Genomic DNA, 22,252 nt, shown 5'->3' on the forward strand with positions numbered 1-22,252 from the left:
CGGGGCGTGCCGGGACGCCGCGAGGGGGCACCGTCACGCTCGACGGTGCCCCCTCCTCAACGGCTCACTTCAGCGCTTCGGCGCGTCGCGCGTCAGAGCTTGAAGTGGAAGATGCCCCACGTGAGTTGGTCGGCGCGGCCGCCGGCGACCCAGTGGCCCAGACCCTTCTTCATCTGGGTGAGGTACTCCTGGCTGACCTTGCGGTCGAGCCCGTTGGCTTCCTCCCGCTCGGTCTCCTCCAGGACCCGGCCGTAGTGGTTCACCAGCTGCTGCTGGTGGTCCTCGAAGCCGTCCTCGACTCCGTCACCGTCGACGGGCTTGAAGCCCAGCTTCTTCAGCTCCTTCCGGTAGAAGCCGGGCGAGCCCATGTCGTCCAGGTGGATGCGGTTGAGGATGGGCTGGAGCTTGGAGACGGGCGTGCCGTCCGCCGCCATCGGGTCGGTGAAGACCAGCTGGCCGCCCGGCTTCAGCACGCGGGCGATCTCCTCCAGGACCTTCGTCCGGTTGCCGCTGTGCAGGAACGCGTCCTGCGACCAGACGACGTCGACGCTGTTGTCCTCGTACGGGATGGCCTCGAACGAGCCGTCCACGACCTCGATCTTGTCGGTCAGTCCGCGGATGGAGTTCATCTCGCGGTTGCGCTGGTTCTCGACCTCGCTGAGGTTGAGCGCGCGAACGGTGCAGCCGTGGGTCTCGGCGAGGTAGCGGGCCGAACCGCCGTACCCGGCGCCCAGGTCGAGGACCACCGAGTTCTTGCCGAGGCCGAGCTTGCCGGCCATCCGCTCCACCGTCCTGCGGCTGGCGTCGGCGATGGGCTCACGGTCGCCCTTGTAGAGCCCGACGTGGATGTCCTCGCCACCCCACACGGAGTGGTAGAAGGTGTCCGCGTCGTGCGAGTTGTAGTAGCTGCGAGCGGTGCTCACGGCCGAGGAGTAGCCGGTCTCGTCCTCATCCGCGCGGTATTCCTTCTCCGCGACGTGGATGAAGAAGTCGGGCTCCTCGGCGCCCTCGCTGTACTCGAAGTCCCCGTACGTGTCGATGTGCTGGAAGCCCACGTCGGTCATGAGCTTCCGCGTGTAGTCCTTCCTCAACGGGAACATGTTGAGGAAGTACTCCTGGTTGTCCGCGAAGCGGTACCGCATGCGGCACAGCCCCTCGTCCACGTGCGCCGGCGCGACCTCCACATCCTGGCCGGCATACACGTTGTGCTTGCTCTTGTACCCCTCGTCCAGCATCGTGTCGTAATTCCGCTGATCGAGGATGAGGATGCCGTCGTGCTTCAGCATCGCGTAGAACTCGGCCAGCGCCTTGCGCCGGTCGCGCTCGGAGAACAGGTGCGTAAAGGAGTTGCCGAGGCAGACGATGGCGTCGTACTCACCGTGGACGTCACGGTTGAGCCAGCGCCAGTCGGCCTGGACGACCCGCAGAATGTGACCGCCGTGCTTACTGCCGTTCTCGAAAGCCTGGGACAGCATCTCTGCACTGCCGTCCGCACTTACGGTCTCGAATCCGGCCTCAAGCAGTCGCACCGAGTGGAACCCGGTCCCCGTCGCGACGTCGAGGACGCTCTTCACCCCTCGCTTGCGCAGCAGGTCGATGAAGAAGTTGCCTTCGCTCTTGGCGCGCCCTTCCCAATCTATGAGTGCGTCCCACTTCTCGACGAACGTGGGGACGTACTCCTCGGTGTAGTGCCCGGTCTCCCGGACCTCAACGGGGTTGTCTCCAAACTCCTGTGCCGGTCGCGCGGTAATGACGAAACCTCCAGTTACTGAGACGGTGGCCTACGGCGCGGCCACCCAGGACGCCTCGTCAGCTGCTCAGGGACCGCGCACGGACTCCAGCGCATAGCTATCCAGAGGGGCGGGATCTATGCCACCAACTCCCCAGGTCAGCCGTAACATTGACGTTAAAAGCGCCTCCGACCAGCATTTTCTCTCCCCGAGATTCCTCAGACCCGCCGCATACCCATACCGGACAGTTGGGTATGCTGCGCTGTCAGCACGACAAATCGTGACACCACGCACCGAACTACGGCGAGTCCACATGGCAAAGAGCAACTCGTTCAGCACCGGCGACATCGGTATAGACCTCGGCACGGCCAACACCCTGGTGTACGCCCGCGGACGCGGCGTCATCCTCAATGAACCCTCGGTGGTGGCCGTCGACTCCACCAGCGGCAAGGTCCTCGCCGTCGGAGCCGACGCGAAGGCCGCGGTGGGCCGGACCCCCGGCACGATCACCGCGACCCGGCCGCTGAAGGGCGGCGTCGTCACCGACTTCGAGGCCACCGAACAGATGCTGCGGCACTTCATCCGCGCCGCACGGGGCGGCCGCGCCAAGCGATCGCCCCGGGTCGTGGTGTGTGTGCCCAGCGGCGTCACGGGAGTTGAGCGGCGGGCTGTACTGCAGACCGCCACGCGCGCCGGCGCGCGCTCCGTGCACCTCATCGAGGAGCCGATGGCCGCGGCGATCGGCGCGGGCCTGCCCGTGCACGAGGCGCGCGGCTCGATGGTCGTCGACATCGGCGGCGGCAGCACGGAGATCGCGATCCTGTCGCTGGGCGGCATCGTCGCCTCCCACTCGGCGCGGATCGCGGGCGACGCGCTGGACGCGGCGATCGCCGCGTACATCGACGAGAACTACGCGATGGCGGTCGGTGAACGCACCGCGGAGGACATCAAGCTCTCGATCGGCGAGGGAAACCCCGTGCAGGTGCGGGGACGTGACAAGCAGTCAGGGATGCCGAAGACGGTCGAGCTGGGCCCGGAGGCGGTCCTGGAGGCCGTCGAGAAGCCCGTCCGCGCGATCGTCGACGCGGTCCGCGCGGCGTTCGACGGCTGCCCGCCCGAGCTGTACGGCGACATCATGGAACGCGGCATCGTCCTCACCGGCGGCGGCGCGCTCCTGCACGGCCTGGACCGCCGCCTCGCGGAGGAGACGGGCATGCCGGTCGTCGTGGCGGAGGACCCGCTGGGCTGCGTCGCGCTCGGCACGGGCCGCTGCCTGGAGGAGTACGACAAGCTGGAAACAGCCTTCAGCAGCCCCGCCGCGTAGGGCAGTTGTCCCGCCCCTGAGACCTGAACCGCCCGGGCCCCGGCCCCCTCGACACCTGGCCGCCCCGACCCCTGAACCCCTCGGCCCCCGTCCGGCCCCGCCGGCACGGGGGCCCGTTCCGTTTACGCCCCGAGCCCGCTCCGACCGGGCCCGACGCATGACGGGCCCATACCTATGCAGGCCTGCCCCCTGACCCTCCGCTGCGTCAGTCTCCCGCGATCCAGAGGTAGCCCCGTCTGCGCATGACACTTTCCAGCAGGCCGCCGAATTGTGAGGCCTCGTCAGAGAATTCGGGGTGCTCCTGGGCGACCTTTTCCAGCTCATTCCGGATACGGAGCATCTGGCCGTTGTTGAGCATGGTGTCCCCGTAAAGCGACACCAATTCCAGGTGCCCGCCCGGAGGCGCCATCGGCAGAAGTCTTTCCAGCCGGCGCCCGGGCTCATCGCCTGAATACGTGCGCTCGTGGAGTTGGTTTTCGACGTATACCGACAGTCCCACTGTCGTCCCGTCAGGCCGGCTGGCCCGCGCGTTCCGTCGTCGCGATGGTGGCGCTGCCGACTACTCGGGGGCCGTCGTAGAGGACGATGGCCTGGCCGGGGGCCACGCCGCGTTCCGGGGTGTCGAAGCGTACGCGCAGTTCGCCGTCGTCCAGGAGTTCCGCGGTGACCCCGGTCTCCGCGCCGTGGGCGCGGAGTTGGGCCGTGTAGCGGCCCTCCCCCGACGGCGGCGCACCGCACCAGCGCGGCTTGAGGGCCGTCAACGCGATCACGTCGAGGGAGGCCGCGGGGCCGACCGTCACGGTGTTGTCGACCGGCGAGATGTCCAGTACGTAGCGGGGCTTGCCGTCCGCGGCGGGGTGGCCGAGCCGCAGGCCCTTGCGCTGCCCGATGGTGAAGCCGTACGCGCCCTCGTGCGTGCCCAGCTTCTCGCCGGCCTCGTCGACGATGTCGCCCTCCGACGTGCCGAGCCGGTCCGCGAGGAAGCCCTGGGTGTCGCCGTCGGCGATGAAGCAGATGTCGTGGCTGTCGGGCTTCTTGGCGACGGCGAGCCCCCGCCGCTCGGCCTCCGCGCGGATCTCGTCCTTCGTCGTGAGGGTGTCGCCGAGCGGGAACAGGGCGTGCGCCAGCTGCCGTTCGTCGAGCACGCCCAGTACGTACGACTGGTCCTTGGCCACGTCGCTCGCGCGGTGCAGCTCGCGGACGCCGTCGCGTTCGACGACGGTGGCGTAGTGCCCGGTGCAGACCGCGTCGAAGCCGAGCGCGAGCGCCTTGTCCAGCAGCGCCGCGAACTTGATCTTCTCGTTGCAGCGGAGGCACGGGTTGGGCGTACGGCCCGCCTCGTACTCCGCGACGAAGTCCTCGACCACGTCCTCGCGGAACCGTTCGGCGAGGTCCCAGACGTAGAAGGGGATGCCGATGACGTCGGCGGCGCGGCGCGCGTCGCGCGAGTCCTCGACGGTGCAGCAGCCGCGCGCACCCGTACGGAACGATTTCGGGTTCGCCGACAGCGCCAGGTGGACTCCGGTCACGTCGTGCCCCGCCTCGGCGGCGCGGGCGGCGGCGACGGCGGAGTCGACGCCGCCGGACATGGCGGCGAGGACACGGAGGGGGCGGCTGGGCGCGGGCGAGCTGCTGGGGGCGTCAGTCATAACGTCCCCCAGGGTAGTCGGAACCGGCCGCGTACCCACGGGCGTTATCGGGTGCATGGAACCGATCTCCCGGCGTGCCCTCCTCCTCGGTGGCGGCAGCGCCCTGGTCTTCGCCACGGCGACGGCCCTGACCTGGGACAAGAGCTCTCAGTTGTGGTGGCAGGTGCCCGGCGTCGACAAGCAGCGCACCGAAGGTGAGGTCGATCACCGGGGTGCACGCTGGGTGGCCGCGTCCGCCGGAAATCTGCGGACGGCGGACCGGCCTGCCGACTTCACCATCGACCGGATCGTGCTGCACGTGACCCAGAGCGACTTCGAGACGGCGCTCAAGGTGTTCAGGGATCCGCTGCACGAGGCGGCGTCGCACTACGTGGTGCGGGCCCGCGACGGGCGGATCGTGCAGATGGCCCGCGAGCTGGACGTGGCGTACCACGCGGGAAACGTGGAGTACAACGAGCGCAGCATCGGCATCGAGCACGAGGGATTCGTGGACCGGCCGCAGGACTTCACGGCGTCCATGTACTACTCGTCGGCCGGGCTGGCCGCGGACATCTGCAAGCGGTACGGCATCCCCGCCGACCGGCAGCACATCATCGGGCACAACGAGGTGCCGGGCGCCGACCACACCGACCCCGGCCCGCACTGGGACTGGGACCGCTACATGCGGTTGGTCCGGCAGCAGCGGGCAATGCTCTGACGGGCGGCGGAGGAAAGTCAGCGGACGGCAGGCGGGCGGCCCGGAGTACGTGGTTTTCCCGACAGCCTGTCGGTAAGCTGTTGACGTGGGAGCCTCCCGCACAGGAGAGTGCGGGGGACGTTGCTGATCCGTGCCGGGAGGAAGCCTTGGTGACGACTCCGTTCTCGACCCTCATCCGTGAGGCGTCGCAGGCGCAGCACACGGAGGCGGAGAACTCCTCCTTCATGGGCGACATGCTCGGCGGCCGGCTCGGCGTGCGGGCGTACACGCGCTACACGGAGCAGCTCTGGTTCGTGTACCGGGCGCTGGAGGAGACGGCCCCGACCCTCGCCCTCGACCCGGTGGCGGGCCCGTTCATCCGCTCCGACCTGTTCCGGCTGCCGTCCCTGGAGCGGGACTTGACGCATCTGCACGGCGGCCGCGACGACTGGCGGGAGGGCCTGACGCCGCTCCCCGCGACGGCGCGGTACGCACGGCGCGTACGGGAAGTGGCCCGCGACTGGCCCGGCGGGTACGTGGCGCACCACTACACGCGCTACCTCGGCGATCTCTCCGGCGGCCAGATCATCCGCGGTACGGCCGAGAAGACGTGGGGCTTCGCGCGCAAGGGCGACGGCGTGCGCTTCTACGTCTTCGAGGACATCGCGAACCCGGCGGCGTTCAAGCGGGACTACCGCGCGACGCTGGACGCGCTGGACGCGGACGATCTGGAGCGGCAGCGGATCGTGGGCGAATGCCGCACCGCGTTCTCCCTCAACACGGACCTCTTCGCCGACCTCGCCGAGGAGTTCAAGCTCCCGGCGTAGCCACGGACCGCCGGCCTGAGGGGCGCTCCCGCCAGGGGTGCGCCCCTCAGGTCATGCCCGCGGCTCAGGTCATGCCCGCGGAGCGGGCGCGTGCGACCGCGGGGCCGATCGCTTCGGCGACGGCGGTGATGTCGGACTTGGACGAGGTGTGGCCGAGCGAGAAGCGCAGCGTTCCGCGTGCCGCCTCGGCGTCCACCCCGGTGGCGAGCAGGACGTGGCTGGGCTGGGCCACGCCCGCCGTGCAGGCGGAGCCGGTGGAGCACTCGATGCCCTGCGCGTCGAGGAGCAGCAGCAGCGAGTCGCCCTCGCAGCCGGGGAAGGAGAAGTGCGCGTTCGCGGGCAGCCGTCCGGCGGGGTCGGGGTCGCCGTTCAGTACGGCGTCCGGCACCGCCTCGCGCACCGCGTCGACGAGCGTGTCCCGCAGCGCTCCGGCCTCCCGGGCGAACTCCTCACGCTGTTCGGCCGCCAGCCGGGCCGCGGTCGCGAAGGCGGCGACGGCCGGTACGTCCAGCGTGCCGGAGCGCACGTCGCGCTCCTGACCGCCGCCGTGCAGCAGCGGCACCGGCGTGTACTCGCGGCCCAGCAGCAGCGCGCCCACCCCGTACGGGCCGCCGGTCTTGTGACCCGAGACGGTCATCGCGGCGAGCCCGGACGCGGAGAAGTCGACCTCGGTCTGGCCGACGGCCTGTACCGCGTCGGCGTGCAGCGGCACGCCGAACTCCGCGGCGGCAGCGGCCAGTTCGCGTACCGGCATGAGCGTGCCGATCTCGTTGTTCGCCCACATCACGGTGGCCAGCGCGACGTCGTCAGGGTTCCGTTCGATGGCCTCGCGCAGCGCGGAGGCGTGCACCCGCCCGTACGCGTCGACCGGCAGCCATTCGACGGTCGCGCCCTCGTGGTCGCCGAGCCAGTGCACCGTGTCCAGGACGGCGTGGTGTTCGACGGGGCTGGCGAGCACGCGGGTGCGGCGCGGGTCGGCGGCGCGGCGTGCCCAGAAGAGGCCCTTGACGGCGAGGTTGTCGGCCTCGGTGCCGCCGGAGGTGAGGACCACCTCGCTGGGCCGCGCCCCCAGCGCCGCTCCGAGCGTCTCTCTCGCCTCCTCGACGGTACGGCGCGCCCGCCGCCCGGAGCCGTGCAGGGAGGAGGCGTTGCCGGTGACGGTGAGCTGTTCGGTCATCGTCCGGACCGCCTCCGGGAACATCGGAGTCGTCGCGGCGTGATCGAGGTAGGCAGAGTGGGCCATGATGCCGTCGATTCTACGAGCAGGGCGTCGCCGTCCACACGGGGACGGTGTGCGGGTCCTGCTAATGTCTGCGCGGCCGCGTGGAGCGGTCGCGAGGGGTCACGGGGACACGGGGAGGGGCGAGATGCCACAGGTACGGGTGCTGGGCAGAGGAGCACAGGTCACAGGGGGCATCGTCGCTCTGCTGCTGGCCCTCCAGACCTGGTCGTGGGTGGCGTACGACATCGCCGAGCAGGGTTTCCCCGGCATCTGGGATCTGTGGACCGGCACGCTGGGCCAGGGCTCGCTGCCGCAGACCATCCCGGTGACCACGGCCACCGACCTGGGTCTGGGCCTGCTTCAAATCGCCGCCGCCTGCGCCGCGTTGTCCCGCTCGCGGATGGCCGGCGGGATGCTGACCGTCACGGCCGTCCTCACCCTCGGCTACCGGATTCCGGTGCTGTGGCAGGCGGTCATCGGGAATCCGACCACGCCGTTCTACGCCGGCCCCGGCTTCAAGGGCGACGACACGGTGCTGGGCCTCGGCTGGGGCACCTGCGTCGTGGCGATCCTGCTCTGCCTGCTGCTCGCGGTCGTGCAGCTCGCCGGGCAGCGGACCTGGCCGCCCCTCCAGAACCAGTCCTTCCAGAACCACGGCATGCAGAACCAGGGCATGCAGGGGCCGGGCATGCAGAGGCCGGGCATGCAGCCCGGGATGCCCGGCGCGCAGCCCGTACCGCAGCAGGCGCAGCAGCCGCAGCCGCCCGCCGGTGACGACCCGCCGCAGCGACCCGCGCCCGGCGCGGCCGTGGGGGCAGGGCTCTTCCTCGCGGTGCTCGCCGTCCTCGACCTCTCCTGGATCGTGTATCTCTCGGTGCAGGGCGGCGCCGGTTTCCTCTTCGACTCCGGCGAGGGCCGGCTGGCGTCCGTGCTGGCGGTGCCCTCGTACTGGGCGTGGCTGCTGGAGATCGTGGTGTGCGTGGTGGGCGCCCTGGTGGTCCTCACCCGCCGGATCGCGGCCCGCGGCTACGCGCTCGCCGTCGCGCTCAGCGTGCTGCCGGTCGCCGTCACCGGCCTCGCGGGGCAGATCAGCGGCAACATGTTCTTCAACTTCGCGGGCGACATGCCGGGTTACTCGGTGCTGCTGCACCTCCAGCTGTTCCTGACACTGGCCGGCGGGATCGTGGCGGCCGTCCTCGCGCTCCGGCCGGGCGTGCCGGTGCAGCCGGGCGCCGCGCCCGCCGGCCCGGTGCTGTTCGGGCAGCAGCCGGCCGGTGCGTACGTGCCCCAACAGCCTTTCCAGCAGCCCCCGATGGGCCCGCCGATGGGGCAGCCCCAGGGCCCGCCGGTGCAGCCCCCGATGGGTCCGCCGCCCGGCTCCGCTCCGGGGTACGGCTATCCGTCCGCTCCCCCGCAGCCGCCGGCCGGCGGGTTCGGTCCGCCGCCGGGTGCCTGACGCGCGGCGGTGCAGCTCGCGGTAGCGGCCTCCCTGCGGCGGACGTACCCGAAGTTACGCCCGCCGCACCGCAGTCCGGCCCGCCCCGGCCGGAGCACCCTGGTGGTCTCCGTTCCCGTGCGAAGGGTGGCCACCGATGTCCCAGTCGCTGTCGAATCCGATGTCCCAGCTGACGAGCCGTGCGTTCTGGATCGCGACCCTGGAACGGATGATCCGTACGTTCGCCCAAGTCCTCGTCGCCACCCTCGGCCTGGAGTCCGTGGGCGTCATCAGCGCCAACTGGGGTGACGGGCTGTCGCTCGCCGCCGGCGCGGCGGTGGCGGCGCTGCTCACCGCGGTGGCCGCGTCCGGCGTCGGCGGCGCGGGGCCCGGCCTCACGGAGCACCCGGACGCGGTGGCCGCGGCGGCGGCCGCGAAGGCCAAGCCGGTGGGCCCCGCGGAGCCCACCGCCTGACGGCCGCCCGCCCTCACTTCTCCTCGAACACCAGGTCCGTTGCGGGCCGGTTCATGCGTACGGTGCTGTCGGTGACGTCGACGACCGTTCCGAAGCCTGTGGACTGGCCGTTGGAGATGATGAACAGCCGGTCGCTGCGCTCCTCCAGGTAGTCCTTGAAGCCGTCGAGCGACGCGTCGCCGTCGTTCAGCGCGAGATAGTCGGCGAGCCGGCGGAAGAGCTTCGGCAGGATCACCGCCTCGTCCGTCAGCGAGTCGATGCCCTGGACCTTCGCGCCGCGTTCGGTGTCGTCGTGCGGCCACAGTCCCTTGCCGGCCTCCTGCGCCTGCTGCACGGCGTCGGTCATCGCCTCCCGCAGGTCCACATAGAGCTTGCGGTAGTACGTGGGATAGGCCAGGCCCTCGGCGAGCTGGTGGTAGTTGACGGTGCGGCGCAGCAGGTCGATGCCGACGTTCACGTCCGCGCCGCTCTGCCCCGGCGCGTCCCCCCGCCCGGCGAGCGCCACGCACCGGCCGTACATGTCGGAGCCGCGGGTCAGTATCCAGCCGGGCCGGCGCTCCGGTTCGGCCTGGGTGACGATGCCCTTCTCGTCCCGCTCCACGCCCTCGAAGCCGAACCAGGACAGGAGTTCACCGGCCGCCTTGTCGGCGTACTCGCGGGGCTGGTGCAACTCCCGTCCGTGCTGCGGCCGGTAGTGCGTCTCGAGCGCGTCGATGCCGTCGAGCCGCAGCTGCGCCCCGCCGGCGCGGTTGCGGCGGACACGGCCGGGGACTTTGGTCCACTGCTGCGGGTTGTCCGGGTAGAAGCGTATGGAGTCCCCGTCGGGGCTGGCTCCGCGTATCCGGTACGAGCCCTTGATCACGAGCATCGGCATGGCTGCCCCCTGTATGGGTGTGCTCCAAGTACCGCCGTAGGTGCCTTGATTGGAGCACAGGGGGGCAGCCCTGCACAGGTGTGCGGAAGAGGTGGGCTGTGCCGTTCTCAGCCGGCGGGGAGCGTGCTCTGGGGCAGGCCGAGGCTCTGGGGCCCGGTGGCCTGTGAACCCTGGGCCGGGGCGGAGCCGAACGGCGAGCCGATCGGGGCCTGCTGTCCGGCCTGCTGCCCCGCCTCCTGCTGGTCGTTCGCGGGCTGCTCGGCGGCGGGCTGACCGTTCGCGGGCTGGTCGGCGGCGGGCTGTCCGGCGTGCTGGTCCTTGGCGTGCGGGCCGGGGCAGGCGTAGGCGGGCCCCGCCGAGGCGACGAGGAGCGCGGCGGCGGCGACGGCGAGCAGTGCGCGGCCGGTGCGGTGCATGCGGTGTGTCATGGAGGTCATCACGGGCGCACGGTCACACGCGGCGGGAGCGGCGGTCCGGGCGGCACGCCGGGCGGCGCCGCGGACCACCCGGCCGGGCGAGGAGCGGGCCGGGAGGGCGGCAGACGCACGCGGCAACGCGCGGCCGAATACCGGGAACGGCGCGCGCCATCCGGTACAACAATTGGGACATACCCCACCTTTGGGAGCGATTATGCGCGTACGTACCGCTGTTGCCGCCGGCGTCTTCGCCGCCGCCACCGTCCTCGGGGGCGCGGGAACCGCCCTCGCCGACTCCGGCGCCTCGGGCGGCACGGCCAACTCGCCGGGCCTGCTGTCGGGCAACAACGTCCAGATCCCGGTCGACATCCCGGTCAACCTCTGCGGGAACTCCATCGACCTGATCGGCCTGCTCAACCCCACCTCCGGCAACACCTGCGCCGAGCAGTGACACCTTCCGCGGCCCCCGTCACCGCACGGGGGCCGCGGTGCGTCACCGTACGAGTGAAGAACCCGGTCCCGAGGGGCAGTTCGGGCCGGCACGGCAGTCCGCTGCTGCTAGACCTGTGACCCCGCACCGAAAGGGGTTCACCATGCGCCGTCTCGCGGCATCGCTGCTCGGGGCCTCCGCGGCCCTCTCCGTCCTCGCCGGACCCGCCACGGCGGCCCTCGCCGACGACGAGCCCCTGGTGAAGGAGCGGATGAACAATCTGTGCCTCGCGCCGGGCCAGGGGGAGGGCCGGACAGGCCCCGGCCTCGGCTGCGGCGGCGAGGCCGGCGCGGCCGAATCCCGTACCGGCTGACGCCTCCGGGGAGCCGGAGCGCGCGTCCGGACACGAGGAACCCCGGCCCCGTACGTGACGGGGACCGGGGTCCGGAGCAACTGACGCGGCGCTGACGACCGAGGGCGACGCGTCAGCTGCGGTGTTCGGCCTGGAACATCCAGTGATGCTTCTCCAGGTCGCCTACCAGCGAGATGAAGATGTCCTCGGTGACCGGGTCGGGTTCGCCCACGGCCTTCATCCGCTCACGGGACGTGGCCACGACGGCGGCCAGCGCGTCGACCATGGCCTGTACGGCGTCGGTGTCCTGCTGCCAGCCGTCCTTGACGGTGCCGATGGCGCTGCCCGAAGCGACGGTCGCCGCGCGGCCGTCGGGGGCGATGCCGAGTGCCGAGGCCCGCTCGGCCACGGTGTCGGAGTAGCTGCGCGCGGTGTCGACGACCTCGTCGAGCTGGAGGTGGATGGAGCGGAACCGGGGCCCCACCACGTTCCAGTGGATCTGCTTGGCGACCAGGGAAAGATCCACGAGGTCCACGAGCGCGCCCTGCAGCGCCTCACCCACGGTCTTGAGGTCTTCTTCGGGGAGTGTGCTCTTGACTGCGTACGTCACGACTGGATCGCTTTCTCTCGAACGACGCTTTCCTCATACAACCTACATGTAGGTGTAGAAAACGGGCACTTCACCCCTTTTCTCCCTGCCGCGGGTTCCCGGTCACGGCGGCTCGAATCTTCGGGAGGTCGTCGCGTCCGCCCGTTTCCCGGAGCCCCGGATCCCGGCAGGCTGAGCGCGTGAACGACGACTGGACACTCGACCGCACCTTCGACAGCTCCTCCGGCGCCGTCCGCTGGACCGCGCTCGGCCCGCCCGGAGCCCCGCCCGTCGTGCTGCTGCACGGCACCCCGTTCTCCTCGTACGTCTGGCGTGCCGTCGCCCGCGCGCTCGCGCAGCGGCACCGGGTCTTCGTCTGGGACATGCCGGGCTACGGCGCGTCAGCGCGGCACGACGGGCAGGACGTGTCCCTCGCCGCGCAGGGCGCGGTCTTCGCCGAACTGCTGCGGCACTGGGAACTGGACCGCCCCGCCGTCGTCGCGCACGACTTCGGCGGCTGCGTGGCGCTGCGCGCGTGTCTGCTGCACGGGGCGCGGTACGAGCGGCTCGCGCTGGCCGACGCGGTGGCGCTGGCCCCGTGGGGCTCCGCCGCGTACCGGCTGCTCGGCGCGCAGGCCGAGGTGTTCGGGCAGCTGCCGGGGGCGCTGCACGAGGGGATGGTGCGCGCGTACGTCGCCTCCGCGAGCGCGCGGGGGCTGCGGGACGACGTGCTGGACCGGCTCGTCGCGCCGTGGCTGGGCGCGGCGGGGCAGCCGGCCTTCTACCGGCAGATCGCGCAGAACGACCAGCGGTGGACGGACGAGATCGCGGGGCGCTTCGGGGAGATCGGCGTGCCGGTGCTGGTGTGCTGGGGCGCCGAGGACACGTGGATCCCGGCGGAGCGGGCGGAGCGGCTGGCGGCGGAGTTCCCCGACGCGCGGGTCCAACTGATCGCGGGGGCGGGGCACTTGGTGCAGGAGGATGCGCCGGCCGAGCTTGTCGCTGCGCTCGCTGCGTTCCTGTGCGACTGAGGGCGCCGGCGGCGCCGTGTGCGCCGTTCCCCGCGCCCCTTGTTTGCCGGGCGGCTGCGGTCCTCCGCGTGGCTGGGTTCGCGCAGTTCCCCGCGCCCCTTTCGGGGCTTCAGAGCTTCAGGGCTTCAGGAGGTGTTCTGCCAGGTGTTCCACGCAGGTGCGGCCTGCTGCCATGGCGTCGTGGCGGCGTGCCGCGTGGTCGGGCGTGCCGGTGACGGTGAGGACCAGCCGTGCGCCCTGCCCGGTGCCGGTGCGCAGCTCCCAGCGGACGGTGCCGGCCGCGGTGCCGTCGGCGAGCCAGGGGTGTTCGAGGAGGGTGTACGGCTCGTACGCGAGGCGGTCGCCGAGCGGGAACAGCGCGCCGTCCACGTCGGGCGCGGCCTCGACGAGCGGCCAGACGGCCTCGGCGGGGCGTACGAGCTGGCGCTCGAAGCGGACCTCCCAGCCGTCGTCCCCGCAGGGCCCGGCCACTCCCTCGGTGAGGTCGAAGTCCCGTACGTAGCGCTCGTGCACGGCCGCCATCCCGTCCGGTCCCGGCGGCGGTCCGGGGTCCTCCCCCGCGGCCACCGCGGCGAGCCGGGCGATACAGGTGCTCCAGCCGGCCGCGAAGCTCGCGGCCCCGAAGTGGTCGTCGAAGGTGTTGCGGAGGGTGAGGACCGTACCGGCGCCGTCGGCGTCGCCGTCCGGGGCGAGCTCCCAGTGCAGCAGCTCCTCGCCCCAGGTGAAGGCGAACACCCGCGGCGCCTCCAGCGCGGTCACCTCGCCCGTCATGACGATGGCCGTGCCGGGGAAGCGGAAGGTGAGCCGGGCGCCGGGGCGCGGCTCACCCTCCGCCTCGACCGCGCTCGGGAACCAGCCGGACATCCGTTCCGGCGCGGTCAGCGCGCCCCAGACCCGCTCCACCGGCTGCGGAATCCTGCGGCGCAGCCGGAGAAGGGAGCGGCCGTCATCCGTACGCGAGAGCTCGTCCTGCATGGGGGACACGCTAGGGCGTTCAGGACGAACTCGTCGTGGACGCGCCGCTGTTACGTCAGGAGGGCGCGGGCCAACTGGCGGGACTGGCACACCAGTCGGTCGGCGCTGTCCCAGATCTCGACGTCCTCCTCCAGGAAGCCGCCGGCGAGATTGCGCGTGGTGATGGCGACGCGCAGCGGCCCGGCGGCGGGCCTGGCCCGTACGTGGACGGTGAGTTCGACGGTGGGCACCCAGCCGCTGAGGCCCATCTCGAACGCGGTGGGCGGCAGCGCGTCCACCGTCATCAGCAGCGACAGCGGGTCCGCGGCGCGGCCGTCGGCGAGGCCGAACCAGGCGCGCATCTCGCCGTTGCCGCTCGGCCTGCCGACGGCCCAGCCGCAGGTGGCGGGGTCGAGACGCAGGTCGAGCCGCTTCCCCATCTCCGGGCCGGCCTCGGCGCCCTGCGGGTTGTCCCGGCTGCTGAAGCACTCCTCGGGCGGCGGCATGCACGGCGGCTTGGCGCTGGTGCGGACGTCGTCGGGGAGCGCCGAGAGGTCGCCGTGGGTGGCGAGGACGCGGAAGCGCTCGACCTCGTTGCCGGCGTCGTCGGTCTGCAGGAGGGCGGCCGAGGCCGTGGAGAGGGTGCGCCCGGTGCGGGCGGTGTCCGTACGGATGACGGCGGGGCCGGGGGTCGTCGCGGTCAGATAGTGGGCGCTGACGCTGAACGGGTCCGGGTGCGGGAGGGCGTCCGCGAGGGCGCGGCCGATGACGGAGAGCAGGTAACCGCCGTTGAGCGCGTGCCCGATGGCCCAGCCGGGAGAGAGTTCGGCGTCGTAGGCGCCGGGTTCGCCGGTACGGGGGCGTATCGCGGTGTCCCGGTCGAACTCGCTCGGCGCGCCGGCCCCGGGGGTGTACTGCTCAGGCATGCTGAGCACCGTACACCGAAAAGTTACCCGCTGGTAGAGGCGTCCTCGGCGGGGACTTCGCGGCCGGTGGTGCGGTTCCAGGCGCGGGGCGCGCGCCAGTGGAAGCGCAGCGCCATCAGCCGCAGAAGGAAGCCGAGCAGCGCGGCGGCGCCCATGGTCGTGGCGCTCAGCAGCTCGAACCGGATCAGCAGCGCGGCAGCCGTCGCGCCCGCGATGGCCGGCACCGCGTACATGTCGCGGTCCCAGCGCAGCACCGACGGCACCTCGTTGGCGAGCACGTCCCGCAGCATGCCGCCGCCCGCCGCGGTGGCCAGGCCGAGCGCGGCGGAGGCGGGCAGCCCGAGTCCGTACTCGTGCGCCTTGAGGGTGCCGGTGACACAGAACAGGCCGAGGCCCGCGGCGTCGAAGACGTTCACCGCGTAGTTGATGCGTTCGACCACGGGGTGCAGGAAGAACACGAAGACGGTGGCGAGCATCGGCATGACGAAGTAGCCGAGGTCGGTGAAGGCGGCCGGGGGCACGGCGCCGATCACGATGTCGCGGAACAGGCCGCCGCCCAGCCCGGTGGCCGCGGCCAGCGTCGCCATGCCGAACACGTCGAAGTTCTTCCGTACGGCGAGCAGCGCGCCGGAGATGCCGAAGACGAAGATCCCGACGAGGTCGAGGGTGTGCTGTACCGACGGATCGAAGTACGTGTCCACGCGCCCTTTCTACCGGAACCCCGCAATCCGGCCCGCTACGGGAGCGGCTCCGTGTCCTGCGGCTGCTGGTCCGGGGCGTTCTCGGGGTGGTGGCAGGCGACTTCGTGGCCGGGGGCGAGGGCGGCCAGCGGCGGTTCCTGCACCGCGCAGATCTTCGTGGCCTTCCAGCAGCGGGTGTGGAAGCGGCAGCCGGACGGCGGCTTGATCGGGGACGGTACGTCGCCCTGGAGCAGGATCCGTTCGCGCCCGCCGGCCTGCCTGCGGCGCGGGTCGGGTACGGGCACGGCGGACAGCAGCGCCCGCGTGTACGGGTGCATGGGGGTGGCGTACAGGGACGAACGGTCCGTCAGTTCCACGATCTTGCCGAGGTACATGACCGCGATCCGGTCCGAGACGTGCCGGATCACCGACAGGTCGTGGGCGATGATCACGTAGGTGAGGCCGAACTCCTCCTGGAGGTCGTCCAGCAGGTTCACCACCTGGGCCTGGATGGAGACGTCCAGCGCGGACACCGGCTCGTCCGCCACCACGAGCTTGGGGTTCAGCGCGAGCGCGCGGGCGATGCCGATGCGCTGCCGCTGGCCGCCGGAGAACTCGTGCGGATAGCGGTTGTAGTGCTCGGGGTTGAGGCCGACGGTCTCCAGCATCCGCTGTACGGCGGCCTTCACGCCGCCCTCGGGCGTCACGCCCTGGAGCTTGAAGGGGGCGCCGACGATGGCGCCGACCGTGTGCCGCGGGTTCAGCGACGAGTACGGGTCCTGGAAGATCATCTGTACGTCGCGGCGCATCGGGCGCATACCGGCGACGCTGAGGTGGGTGATGTCCCGGCCCTCGAACTCGACGCTGCCCGCGGTGGGTTCGAGCAGCCGGGTGATGAGCCGGCCCATCGTGGACTTGCCGCAGCCGGACTCGCCGACCACGCCGAGCGTCTCGCCCGACCGTACGTCGAAGTCGATGCCGTCCACCGCGCGGACCGCGCCGACCTGGCGCTTCAGCACGCCCTTGGTGATCGGGAAGTGTTTCTTCAGACCGGTCACCCGGAGCAGGGTCTCGCCCGGCTCGGGATCCGGCGAGGTACCGGCCACCTCGGCCGCAGGAGTCGTCATCGCTTGGGTCCTCGCTCTTCCGCGCGCACAGCTCGGGGGCTGTCGCTCACAGCTTCGGGGCTATCTCGTCGGTCCAGATCCGCTGCCGGTCCTCGGGCGTCATGTGGCACGCCGCGAGGTGTCCGCTGCCGGCGTCGCCCGCCTCGCGCAGCTCGGGCCGTTCGCTGCGGGTGACGCCGCCGGCCGGTATATCCGCGTACGGGCAGCGCGGGTTGAAGGCGCAGCCGTCGGGGATGTTGATGAGGCTGGGCGGGGAGCCCTTGACCGGGATGAGCCGCTCGGTCTGCTCCCGGTCGACGCGCGGCATGGAGCCGAGCAGCCCCCAGGTGTAGGGGTGCCGGGGCTGGTAGAAGACCTGCTCGGCGGTGCCGTACTCGATGCACCGGCCGCCGTACATCACGAGGATGTCGTCGCTGAGTTCGGCGACGACGCCGAGGTCGTGGGTGATGATGACGACCGCGGAGCCGAACTCCTTCTGCAGGTCCCGGATCAGGTCGAGGATCTGCGCCTGGACGGTGACGTCCAGCGCGGTCGTCGGCTCGTCGGCGATGAGCAGTTCGGGGTTGTTCACCAGCGCCATGGCGATCATCACGCGCTGCCGCATACCGCCGGAGAACTCGTGCGGATAGCTGTCGACGCGCTGGTCGGGCTGCGGAATGCCGACCCGGTCCAGGAGTTCGACCGCGCGGGTGCGCGCCTTCTTCTTGCTGACGTCGTGGTGGACCCGGTACGCCTCGACGATCTGCTGGCCGACGGAGTAGTACGGGTGCAGCGCCGACAGCGGGTCCTGGAAGATCATGGACATCTCGCGTCCGCGCAGCTTCCGCACCTCGTCGGGGTCGGCGCCGAGCAGCTCCTGCCCGTTGAGCCAGATCTCCCCGGAGATGTCCGCGTTCTGCCGGCCGTACTGGCCCACCGTGTGCAGGCCCATGATGCCGAGCGAGGTGACGGACTTGCCGGAGCCGGACTCGCCGACGATGCCGAGCGTCTTGCCCTTCTCCAGCTGGAACGACAGCCCGTCGACGGACTTCACGAGGCCGTCCTCCGTCGGGAAGTGCACGCGCAGATCGCGCACGTCGAGGAAGGACTCGGGCGGCCTCCGGTCGGCCACGGGCTCCCCCACCGCGGAAGTGCCGCTCCGGGAAGGCTTGTTGAGATCGCTCACTGGTCGCCTCCTCGGACGGTCGCGGCGGTGGCCGGGGGTACGGGGGTCGCCCCCCGGGATGTCACAGCCTGGTCGCCTCCTCGGACGGTCGCGGCGGTGGCCGGGGGTACGGGGGTCGCCCCCCGGGATGTCACAGCGGTCACGCCAGCCTCACTCGGGGGTCGATCACGGCGTACAGGATGTCCACGACGAGGTTCGCGATGATGACCGCGGACGAAGTGATCAGCACCACGCCGAGGATGAGCGGCAGGTCCTTGTCGCCGATCGCCTTGAGCACCGCCTGGCCGAGACCCGGTATGGAGAAGGTGGTCTCGGTGAGGATGGCGCCGCCCATCAGGGCCCCCAGGTCGATGCCGAGCAGGGTGATGATCGGCGACAGCGTCGAACGCATCGCGTGCTTGCCGATGACGCGGGGCTCTCTCAGCCCCTTCGCCCGCGCGGTGCGTATGTAGTCCTCACCCATGACGTCCAGCATGGTCGCCCGGGTCATCCGCGCGTACATCGCCCCCTGGAGGAAGGCCAGCGTGATCCAGGGCAGCAGCATCCCCCCGAACCAGGCCGTCGGGCTCTCGGAGAACGGGACGAACTCGCCCTCGATCCAGCCCAGTCCGTAGCTGAAGACCGCCAGGGAGAGCAGACCGGTGAAGTAGATCGGCAGCGAGACGCCGGCGAGCGCGACGGTCATCGCGATCCGGTCCCAGAGGCTGCCGCGCCGCAGCGCCGAGAGCACACCGGTGGCGATGCCGAACACCAGCCAGATGACGGCCGCCCCGCCGGCCAGCGCCAGCGTGACCGGGAAGCGGTCCTGGAGCGTGGGCCAGACGGCCTGTTCGGTACGGAAGGAATAGCCGAAGCAGGGCGCGGCGCAGTGGATGGTCTCCCCGCCGCCGGTGTAGTCGCGGCCGACGAGCAGGCCCTTCACGAACTCGAAGAGCTGCACCAGGATCGGGTCGGCGAGGCCGAGCTTGTCCCGTACGCCCTCCAGGGCCTCGGCGTCGGCCTGCTTCCCGACGTACATCGTGGCCGGGTCGACGCCCGTCCACTTCGGGATGAGGAAGAAGATGCCGAAGGTCACCAGGATGACGATCAGCAGCATCACGATGACGGCGAACAGCCGCCGTATGAGATATGCGAGCACCGCTCTCGGCCCGGGTGCCGCGGCCCGGCACCCCCTTCCGGGGGCGGCCGGACCGCGGCACCGCGGCCTTCACCTGCCCTTCGCTTCGCGCTCTGCGGCCGTCGTTACTTCTGTACGCCGATGGAGGCGTAGTCGTAGAAGCCGTTGTTGTTGGTGGTGGTGTAGACGTTGGTCAGCCGGGAGCTGCGCCACTTGATGTTCTTCTCGAACACGAACGGCAGGTACACGGCGTGCTCGGAGACCTTCTGGTTGATCTGGCCGTAGATCTTCGCCGCCTGCTCGGGCGTCTCCGCCGCGATGGCGTCGGCGAACATCTTGTCGATCTTCGGGTCCTTGAGCTCGCTGTAGTTGTTGTTGCCGTTCGGCAGGATGTACTTGGAGTGCACCAGCGGCATCATGAAGCCCTGACCGGACGAGAAGTCCGGGCCCCAGCCCATGATGATGATCCCGTAGTTCTTCTTCTTGACGACCTTCGGGTTGCCGATGATGCCGGTGGTCTGGGCACCGTCGTACTGGTCGATCTCGGTCTTCACGCCGATCTTGCTCAGCGACGCCTGCAGGGACTCCGCGGTGGCGATCTCCTGCGGGTTGTTGTTGCGGACCGCGATGGTGGTCTTGAAGCCGTTCGGCTTGCCGCAGGCCTTCAGTTCGGCCTTGGCCTTCGACGAGTTGGGCTTGCCGCTGTTCTGCGTCGCGCCGTACGGGTCGTACTTCGGGTCGCTGCCGTCGATGATCTTCGGCAGCATGTTGGTGCCGATGTCACCGCCGGCCAGCGGGCCGCCGCGGGCGGTCTGCAGGGACTTCTTGTCCGCGCCGTAGATGACGGCCTTGCGGCAGTGGATGTTGTCGAACGGCTTCACCGTCTGCGGGAACACCGCGTAGCGGATGTAGCCCGTGTCCGGGTTGTCGAGGTTGCCGCGGTTCTCCTTGATGGCCTTCGCGCGGCCGGCGGGGCTGAGGCCCGTGCCGTTGACGTGGACGTCGTAGTCGCCGTTGATGAGGCGGTTGTCCATCTCGTCGGCGCTGGTCACCAGCTTCAGCGTGACCTTGTCCGGCAGCGCCTTGCGGACCTTGTCGGTCTTGGCGTCCCAGTTCGGGTTGCGGACCAGCGTCATCGACTTGTTCGGCGTGTACGCCTGCCACTTGTACGGGCCGGTGGAGAACGGCTTCAGACCGTACTTGCCCTTGGTGTCCTTGTCCTGACGGACCGGCGAGCCGGACGGCATGGCGAGCATCTGCTCGAAGTCCACGTTCGGCTGGGGCAGTTTGAAGACGATGGTCTTCTCGTCCGGCGTCTCGATCGCCTTGAGGCCCAGCTTGTCCTTGGACTTGTCCTTGTACGGACCCTTGTACTTCCCGTCCGGGTCCAGCACGTCCTTGAGGTAGACCGGGCCGCCGGAGATGACGTCCTGCGCCCAGATCCGCTCGATGCCGTACTTGATGTCCTGGGAGGTGATCGGCTTGCCGTCCTCCCACTTCACCCCGTCCTTGAGCTTGTACGTGTACGTCTTCTTGTCCGCGGATATCTTCGCGGTCGACGTGGCCAGGTCCGGGACGAGCGTCTCGCTCTCCTTGCCCGGAGCCGCCTTGTACGTGATCAGGGTGCGTGTGTAGTAACGCGCGTAGTCCCACATGAAGCCGTAGTAGCCGCGCTGCGGGTCCCAGGAGTCGGCGTCCTGGGTGCCGATGTACTTGAGCGTCCCGCCCTTCTTCGAAGAGGCGTTCAGCACCTTGGAGTTGGCCTTGTCGTAGCCGGGGCCGGCCTTGTCGTCCTCGTCCCCGCCGCCTCCGCCGCACGCCGCGGTGGACAGCAGAGCCGCGACCACCATGGCCGCGCCGGCGGCCTGTTTGCGCTTCGCCGAGCGATGAGTTGTCACGATCTCGCATCCTCCGTGTGGGTCACGGCCCGGGCTGGTTGCCGCGGGGCCGGGGTTCGAGATGCCGGACTGCGGCGGCGTGGGCAGCCGTAACAGCCGGAACAGCCGCAGGAATCCCGCATCAGCGGGAGCCCTTCGGATCGAGGGCATCGCGCACGCCGTCGCCGAAGAGGTTGAACGCCAGAACGGTCACGAAGATCGCCGAACCCGGGATGATCATGAACATGGGGTCGGCCTCGTACGTCTTGATCGCGGTGGACAGCATCTGTCCCCACGACGCCGTCGGAGGCTTGACGCCGACACCGAGGAAGCTGAGCGCGGCCTCGGTGAGGATGTTGGTCGGGATCATCAGCGTCATGTAGACGGTGATCGGTGCGACCAGGTTGGGCACCAGTTCCTTGAAGAGGATGTACGTCCGCCCGGCACCGAGGCTCCGCGCGGCCTCGACGTACTCCCGCTCGCGCAGCGACAGCGTCAGACCGCGCACGATGCGCCCGATGTACGGCCAGCCGAACAGCCCGATCACGGTGACCAGCACCCCGATCCGCAGCCCCGAACCGCCCAGTCCGAACAGCTCGTTGGGGACCACGGAGACCAGCGCGATGGCGAACAGCAGCTGCGGGAAGGACAGCAGCATGTCCATCACCCGGCTGATCAGGGCGTCGATCCAGCCGCCGAAGTAGCCGGCGATGGTGCCCAGGACGGTGCCGAGCCCCACCGCGACGATCGCGGCGAGGAAGCCCACCAGCAGCGAGACGCGGGCTCCGTAGACGACGCGGCTGAACACGTCGCGGCCGTTGACCGGTTCGACGCCGAAGAGGAAGTCCCAGCTGATGCCGCCGAAGGCGCCGATCGGCGTGCTGGTCAGCGGGTCGATCTTGTCCTCGTGGTACTCGTTCGGCGGGTGGCCCAGCAGGCCCACGATGACCGGCGCGAAGACCGCCACGAGCACCAGGAGCACCACCACCACGCCGCCGGCCAGGGCGAGCTTGTCGCGCTTCAGCCGGGTCCACGCGATGCGGCCGAGTGAGCGGCCCTCCACCGCGGACTTCGATGCCAGCGCCGCGGCCTCGGCACCCGAGGAATCGGATACCGGAGTCGGCTCGTGGAGTGGTGCCGTCATCGCAGTGAGAACTCCTCCCGGCCGGTGGTGACCGGCCCCCAGCTGCCGCCGGTTGGCGGCCAGAGCGCAAGCAAGCAGTTCGTACACAAGGCCGACGGCCTCATGGCTCGGGAGTCTTCAACGTGGCGCGGATCACCCGCCAGGCCTGGCGGGGAAAGGTTGCGCAACCGTGATGTGCTGAACCAGCTTCCGTTATACGGACGGGAGTTGGCGGACAGCGGTCACCGATGGG

At 70.5% G+C, this 22,252-nt stretch carries 22 protein-coding genes and 1 pseudogene; 8 read left to right on the forward strand and 15 right to left on the reverse strand.

From position 1 onward, the window contains the following. Positions 1 to 92: 92 nt before the first annotated feature. On the reverse strand, positions 93 to 1,751 hold the full coding sequence (locus tag AC3AGO_RS11935; protein ID WP_487824626.1) for a glycine/sarcosine N-methyltransferase: 1,659 nt from the start codon (positions 1,749 to 1,751) through the stop codon (positions 93 to 95). A 292-nt stretch (positions 1,752 to 2,043) separates the two neighbouring features. Between AC3AGO_RS11935 and mreB the strand changes: the two are divergent. Continuing rightward, positions 2,044 to 3,055: pseudogene (mreB, locus tag AC3AGO_RS11940) on the forward strand (rod shape-determining protein MreB); the annotation flags it as partial. Positions 3,056 to 3,259: 204 nt separating this feature from the next. On the opposite strand, the gene AC3AGO_RS11945 reads toward mreB, so the two are convergent. Next, the gene (locus AC3AGO_RS11945; RefSeq protein ID WP_487820140.1) at positions 3,260 to 3,553 is read right to left on the reverse strand and encodes a hypothetical protein; all 294 of its coding nucleotides are present in this window, start codon (positions 3,551 to 3,553) and stop codon (positions 3,260 to 3,262) included. A gap of 10 nt (positions 3,554 to 3,563) precedes the next feature. Next, complete coding sequence (gene mnmA, locus AC3AGO_RS11950; protein WP_487820141.1) at positions 3,564 to 4,703, reverse strand: tRNA 2-thiouridine(34) synthase MnmA; 1,140 nt, start codon at positions 4,701 to 4,703, stop codon at positions 3,564 to 3,566. A gap of 55 nt (positions 4,704 to 4,758) precedes the next feature. On the opposite strand from mnmA, the gene AC3AGO_RS11955 reads away from it, so the two are divergent. Beyond that, entirely contained in the window at positions 4,759 to 5,400 is a 642-nt protein-coding gene (locus AC3AGO_RS11955) for an N-acetylmuramoyl-L-alanine amidase (RefSeq protein WP_487820142.1), read from the forward strand. Positions 5,401 to 5,546: 146 nt separating this feature from the next. After that, positions 5,547 to 6,206 carry a biliverdin-producing heme oxygenase gene (locus AC3AGO_RS11960; RefSeq protein ID WP_487820143.1) on the forward strand — a complete coding sequence of 220 codons (660 nt, stop codon included), beginning with the start codon at positions 5,547 to 5,549 and terminating at the stop codon, positions 6,204 to 6,206. Between the two features lie 64 nt (positions 6,207 to 6,270). Here the strand turns inward: AC3AGO_RS11960 and AC3AGO_RS11965 are convergent, their stop codons facing one another. Next, positions 6,271 to 7,449, reverse strand: coding sequence for a cysteine desulfurase family protein (locus tag AC3AGO_RS11965; RefSeq protein WP_487820144.1), 1,179 nt, complete (start codon positions 7,447 to 7,449; stop codon positions 6,271 to 6,273). Positions 7,450 to 7,573: 124 nt separating this feature from the next. Between AC3AGO_RS11965 and AC3AGO_RS11970 the strand changes: the two genes are divergently transcribed. Then, on the forward strand, positions 7,574 to 8,884 hold the full coding sequence (locus tag AC3AGO_RS11970) for a hypothetical protein (protein WP_487820145.1): 1,311 nt from the start codon (positions 7,574 to 7,576) through the stop codon (positions 8,882 to 8,884). Between the two features lie 136 nt (positions 8,885 to 9,020). Further along, entirely contained in the window at positions 9,021 to 9,338 is a 318-nt protein-coding gene (locus AC3AGO_RS11975) for a holin (protein ID WP_487820146.1), read from the forward strand. Positions 9,339 to 9,351: 13 nt separating this feature from the next. Here AC3AGO_RS11975 and AC3AGO_RS11980 read toward each other — a convergent pair whose 3' ends face one another. Together AC3AGO_RS11980 and AC3AGO_RS11985 are read right to left on the reverse strand one after the other, a co-directional pair. Beyond that, the gene (locus tag AC3AGO_RS11980; RefSeq protein WP_487820147.1) at positions 9,352 to 10,212 is read right to left on the reverse strand and encodes a nuclease; all 861 of its coding nucleotides are present in this window, start codon (positions 10,210 to 10,212) and stop codon (positions 9,352 to 9,354) included. 107 nt (positions 10,213 to 10,319) lie between these two features. Further along, positions 10,320 to 10,649, reverse strand: a complete 330-nt coding sequence (locus AC3AGO_RS11985; RefSeq protein ID WP_487820148.1) for a hypothetical protein — start codon at positions 10,647 to 10,649, stop codon at positions 10,320 to 10,322. Between the two features lie 193 nt (positions 10,650 to 10,842). Between AC3AGO_RS11985 and AC3AGO_RS11990 the strand changes: the two genes are divergently transcribed. Beyond that, on the forward strand, positions 10,843 to 11,079 hold the full coding sequence (locus AC3AGO_RS11990) for a chaplin (RefSeq protein ID WP_487820149.1): 237 nt from the start codon (positions 10,843 to 10,845) through the stop codon (positions 11,077 to 11,079). 142 nt (positions 11,080 to 11,221) lie between these two features. Next, the gene (locus AC3AGO_RS11995) at positions 11,222 to 11,431 is read left to right on the forward strand and encodes a hypothetical protein (protein WP_487820150.1); all 210 of its coding nucleotides are present in this window, start codon (positions 11,222 to 11,224) and stop codon (positions 11,429 to 11,431) included. 112 nt (positions 11,432 to 11,543) lie between these two features. On the opposite strand, the gene AC3AGO_RS12000 is transcribed toward AC3AGO_RS11995, so the two are convergent. Continuing rightward, complete coding sequence (locus AC3AGO_RS12000) at positions 11,544 to 12,020, reverse strand: Dps family protein (RefSeq protein ID WP_487820151.1); 477 nt, start codon at positions 12,018 to 12,020, stop codon at positions 11,544 to 11,546. A gap of 179 nt (positions 12,021 to 12,199) precedes the next feature. On the opposite strand from AC3AGO_RS12000, the gene AC3AGO_RS12005 reads away from it, so the two are divergent. Then, entirely contained in the window at positions 12,200 to 13,030 is an 831-nt protein-coding gene (locus AC3AGO_RS12005; RefSeq protein ID WP_487820152.1) for an alpha/beta fold hydrolase, read from the forward strand. A 117-nt stretch (positions 13,031 to 13,147) separates the two neighbouring features. Here the strand turns inward: AC3AGO_RS12005 and AC3AGO_RS12010 are convergent, their stop codons facing one another. The 8 genes from AC3AGO_RS12010 to AC3AGO_RS12045 form a co-directional block, all read right to left on the reverse strand. After that, complete coding sequence (locus AC3AGO_RS12010) at positions 13,148 to 14,005, reverse strand: SRPBCC domain-containing protein (RefSeq protein WP_487820153.1); 858 nt, start codon at positions 14,003 to 14,005, stop codon at positions 13,148 to 13,150. Positions 14,006 to 14,055: 50 nt separating this feature from the next. After that, positions 14,056 to 14,910, reverse strand: coding sequence for a thioesterase family protein (locus AC3AGO_RS12015; protein WP_487820154.1), 855 nt, complete (start codon positions 14,908 to 14,910; stop codon positions 14,056 to 14,058). A gap of 23 nt (positions 14,911 to 14,933) precedes the next feature. Then, positions 14,934 to 15,611, reverse strand: coding sequence for a trimeric intracellular cation channel family protein (locus tag AC3AGO_RS12020; RefSeq protein ID WP_487820155.1), 678 nt, complete (start codon positions 15,609 to 15,611; stop codon positions 14,934 to 14,936). A 35-nt stretch (positions 15,612 to 15,646) separates the two neighbouring features. Next, positions 15,647 to 16,717: an ABC transporter ATP-binding protein gene (locus tag AC3AGO_RS12025; protein ID WP_487820156.1), complete on the reverse strand. Its 1,071-nt coding sequence runs from the start codon at positions 16,715 to 16,717 to the stop codon at positions 15,647 to 15,649. A 46-nt stretch (positions 16,718 to 16,763) separates the two neighbouring features. Further along, on the reverse strand, positions 16,764 to 17,882 hold the full coding sequence (locus AC3AGO_RS12030; protein ID WP_487820157.1) for an ABC transporter ATP-binding protein: 1,119 nt from the start codon (positions 17,880 to 17,882) through the stop codon (positions 16,764 to 16,766). A gap of 139 nt (positions 17,883 to 18,021) precedes the next feature. Continuing rightward, on the reverse strand, positions 18,022 to 19,020 hold the full coding sequence (locus AC3AGO_RS12035) for an ABC transporter permease (protein ID WP_487820158.1): 999 nt from the start codon (positions 19,018 to 19,020) through the stop codon (positions 18,022 to 18,024). Between the two features lie 104 nt (positions 19,021 to 19,124). Continuing rightward, complete coding sequence (locus tag AC3AGO_RS12040; RefSeq protein WP_487820159.1) at positions 19,125 to 20,897, reverse strand: ABC transporter substrate-binding protein; 1,773 nt, start codon at positions 20,895 to 20,897, stop codon at positions 19,125 to 19,127. A gap of 121 nt (positions 20,898 to 21,018) precedes the next feature. Further along, positions 21,019 to 22,020, reverse strand: a complete 1,002-nt coding sequence (locus AC3AGO_RS12045; protein WP_487820160.1) for an ABC transporter permease — start codon at positions 22,018 to 22,020, stop codon at positions 21,019 to 21,021. Between the last annotated feature and the right edge of the window lie 232 nt (positions 22,021 to 22,252).

The organism is Streptomyces sp. BL1 (genome assembly GCF_057628045.1).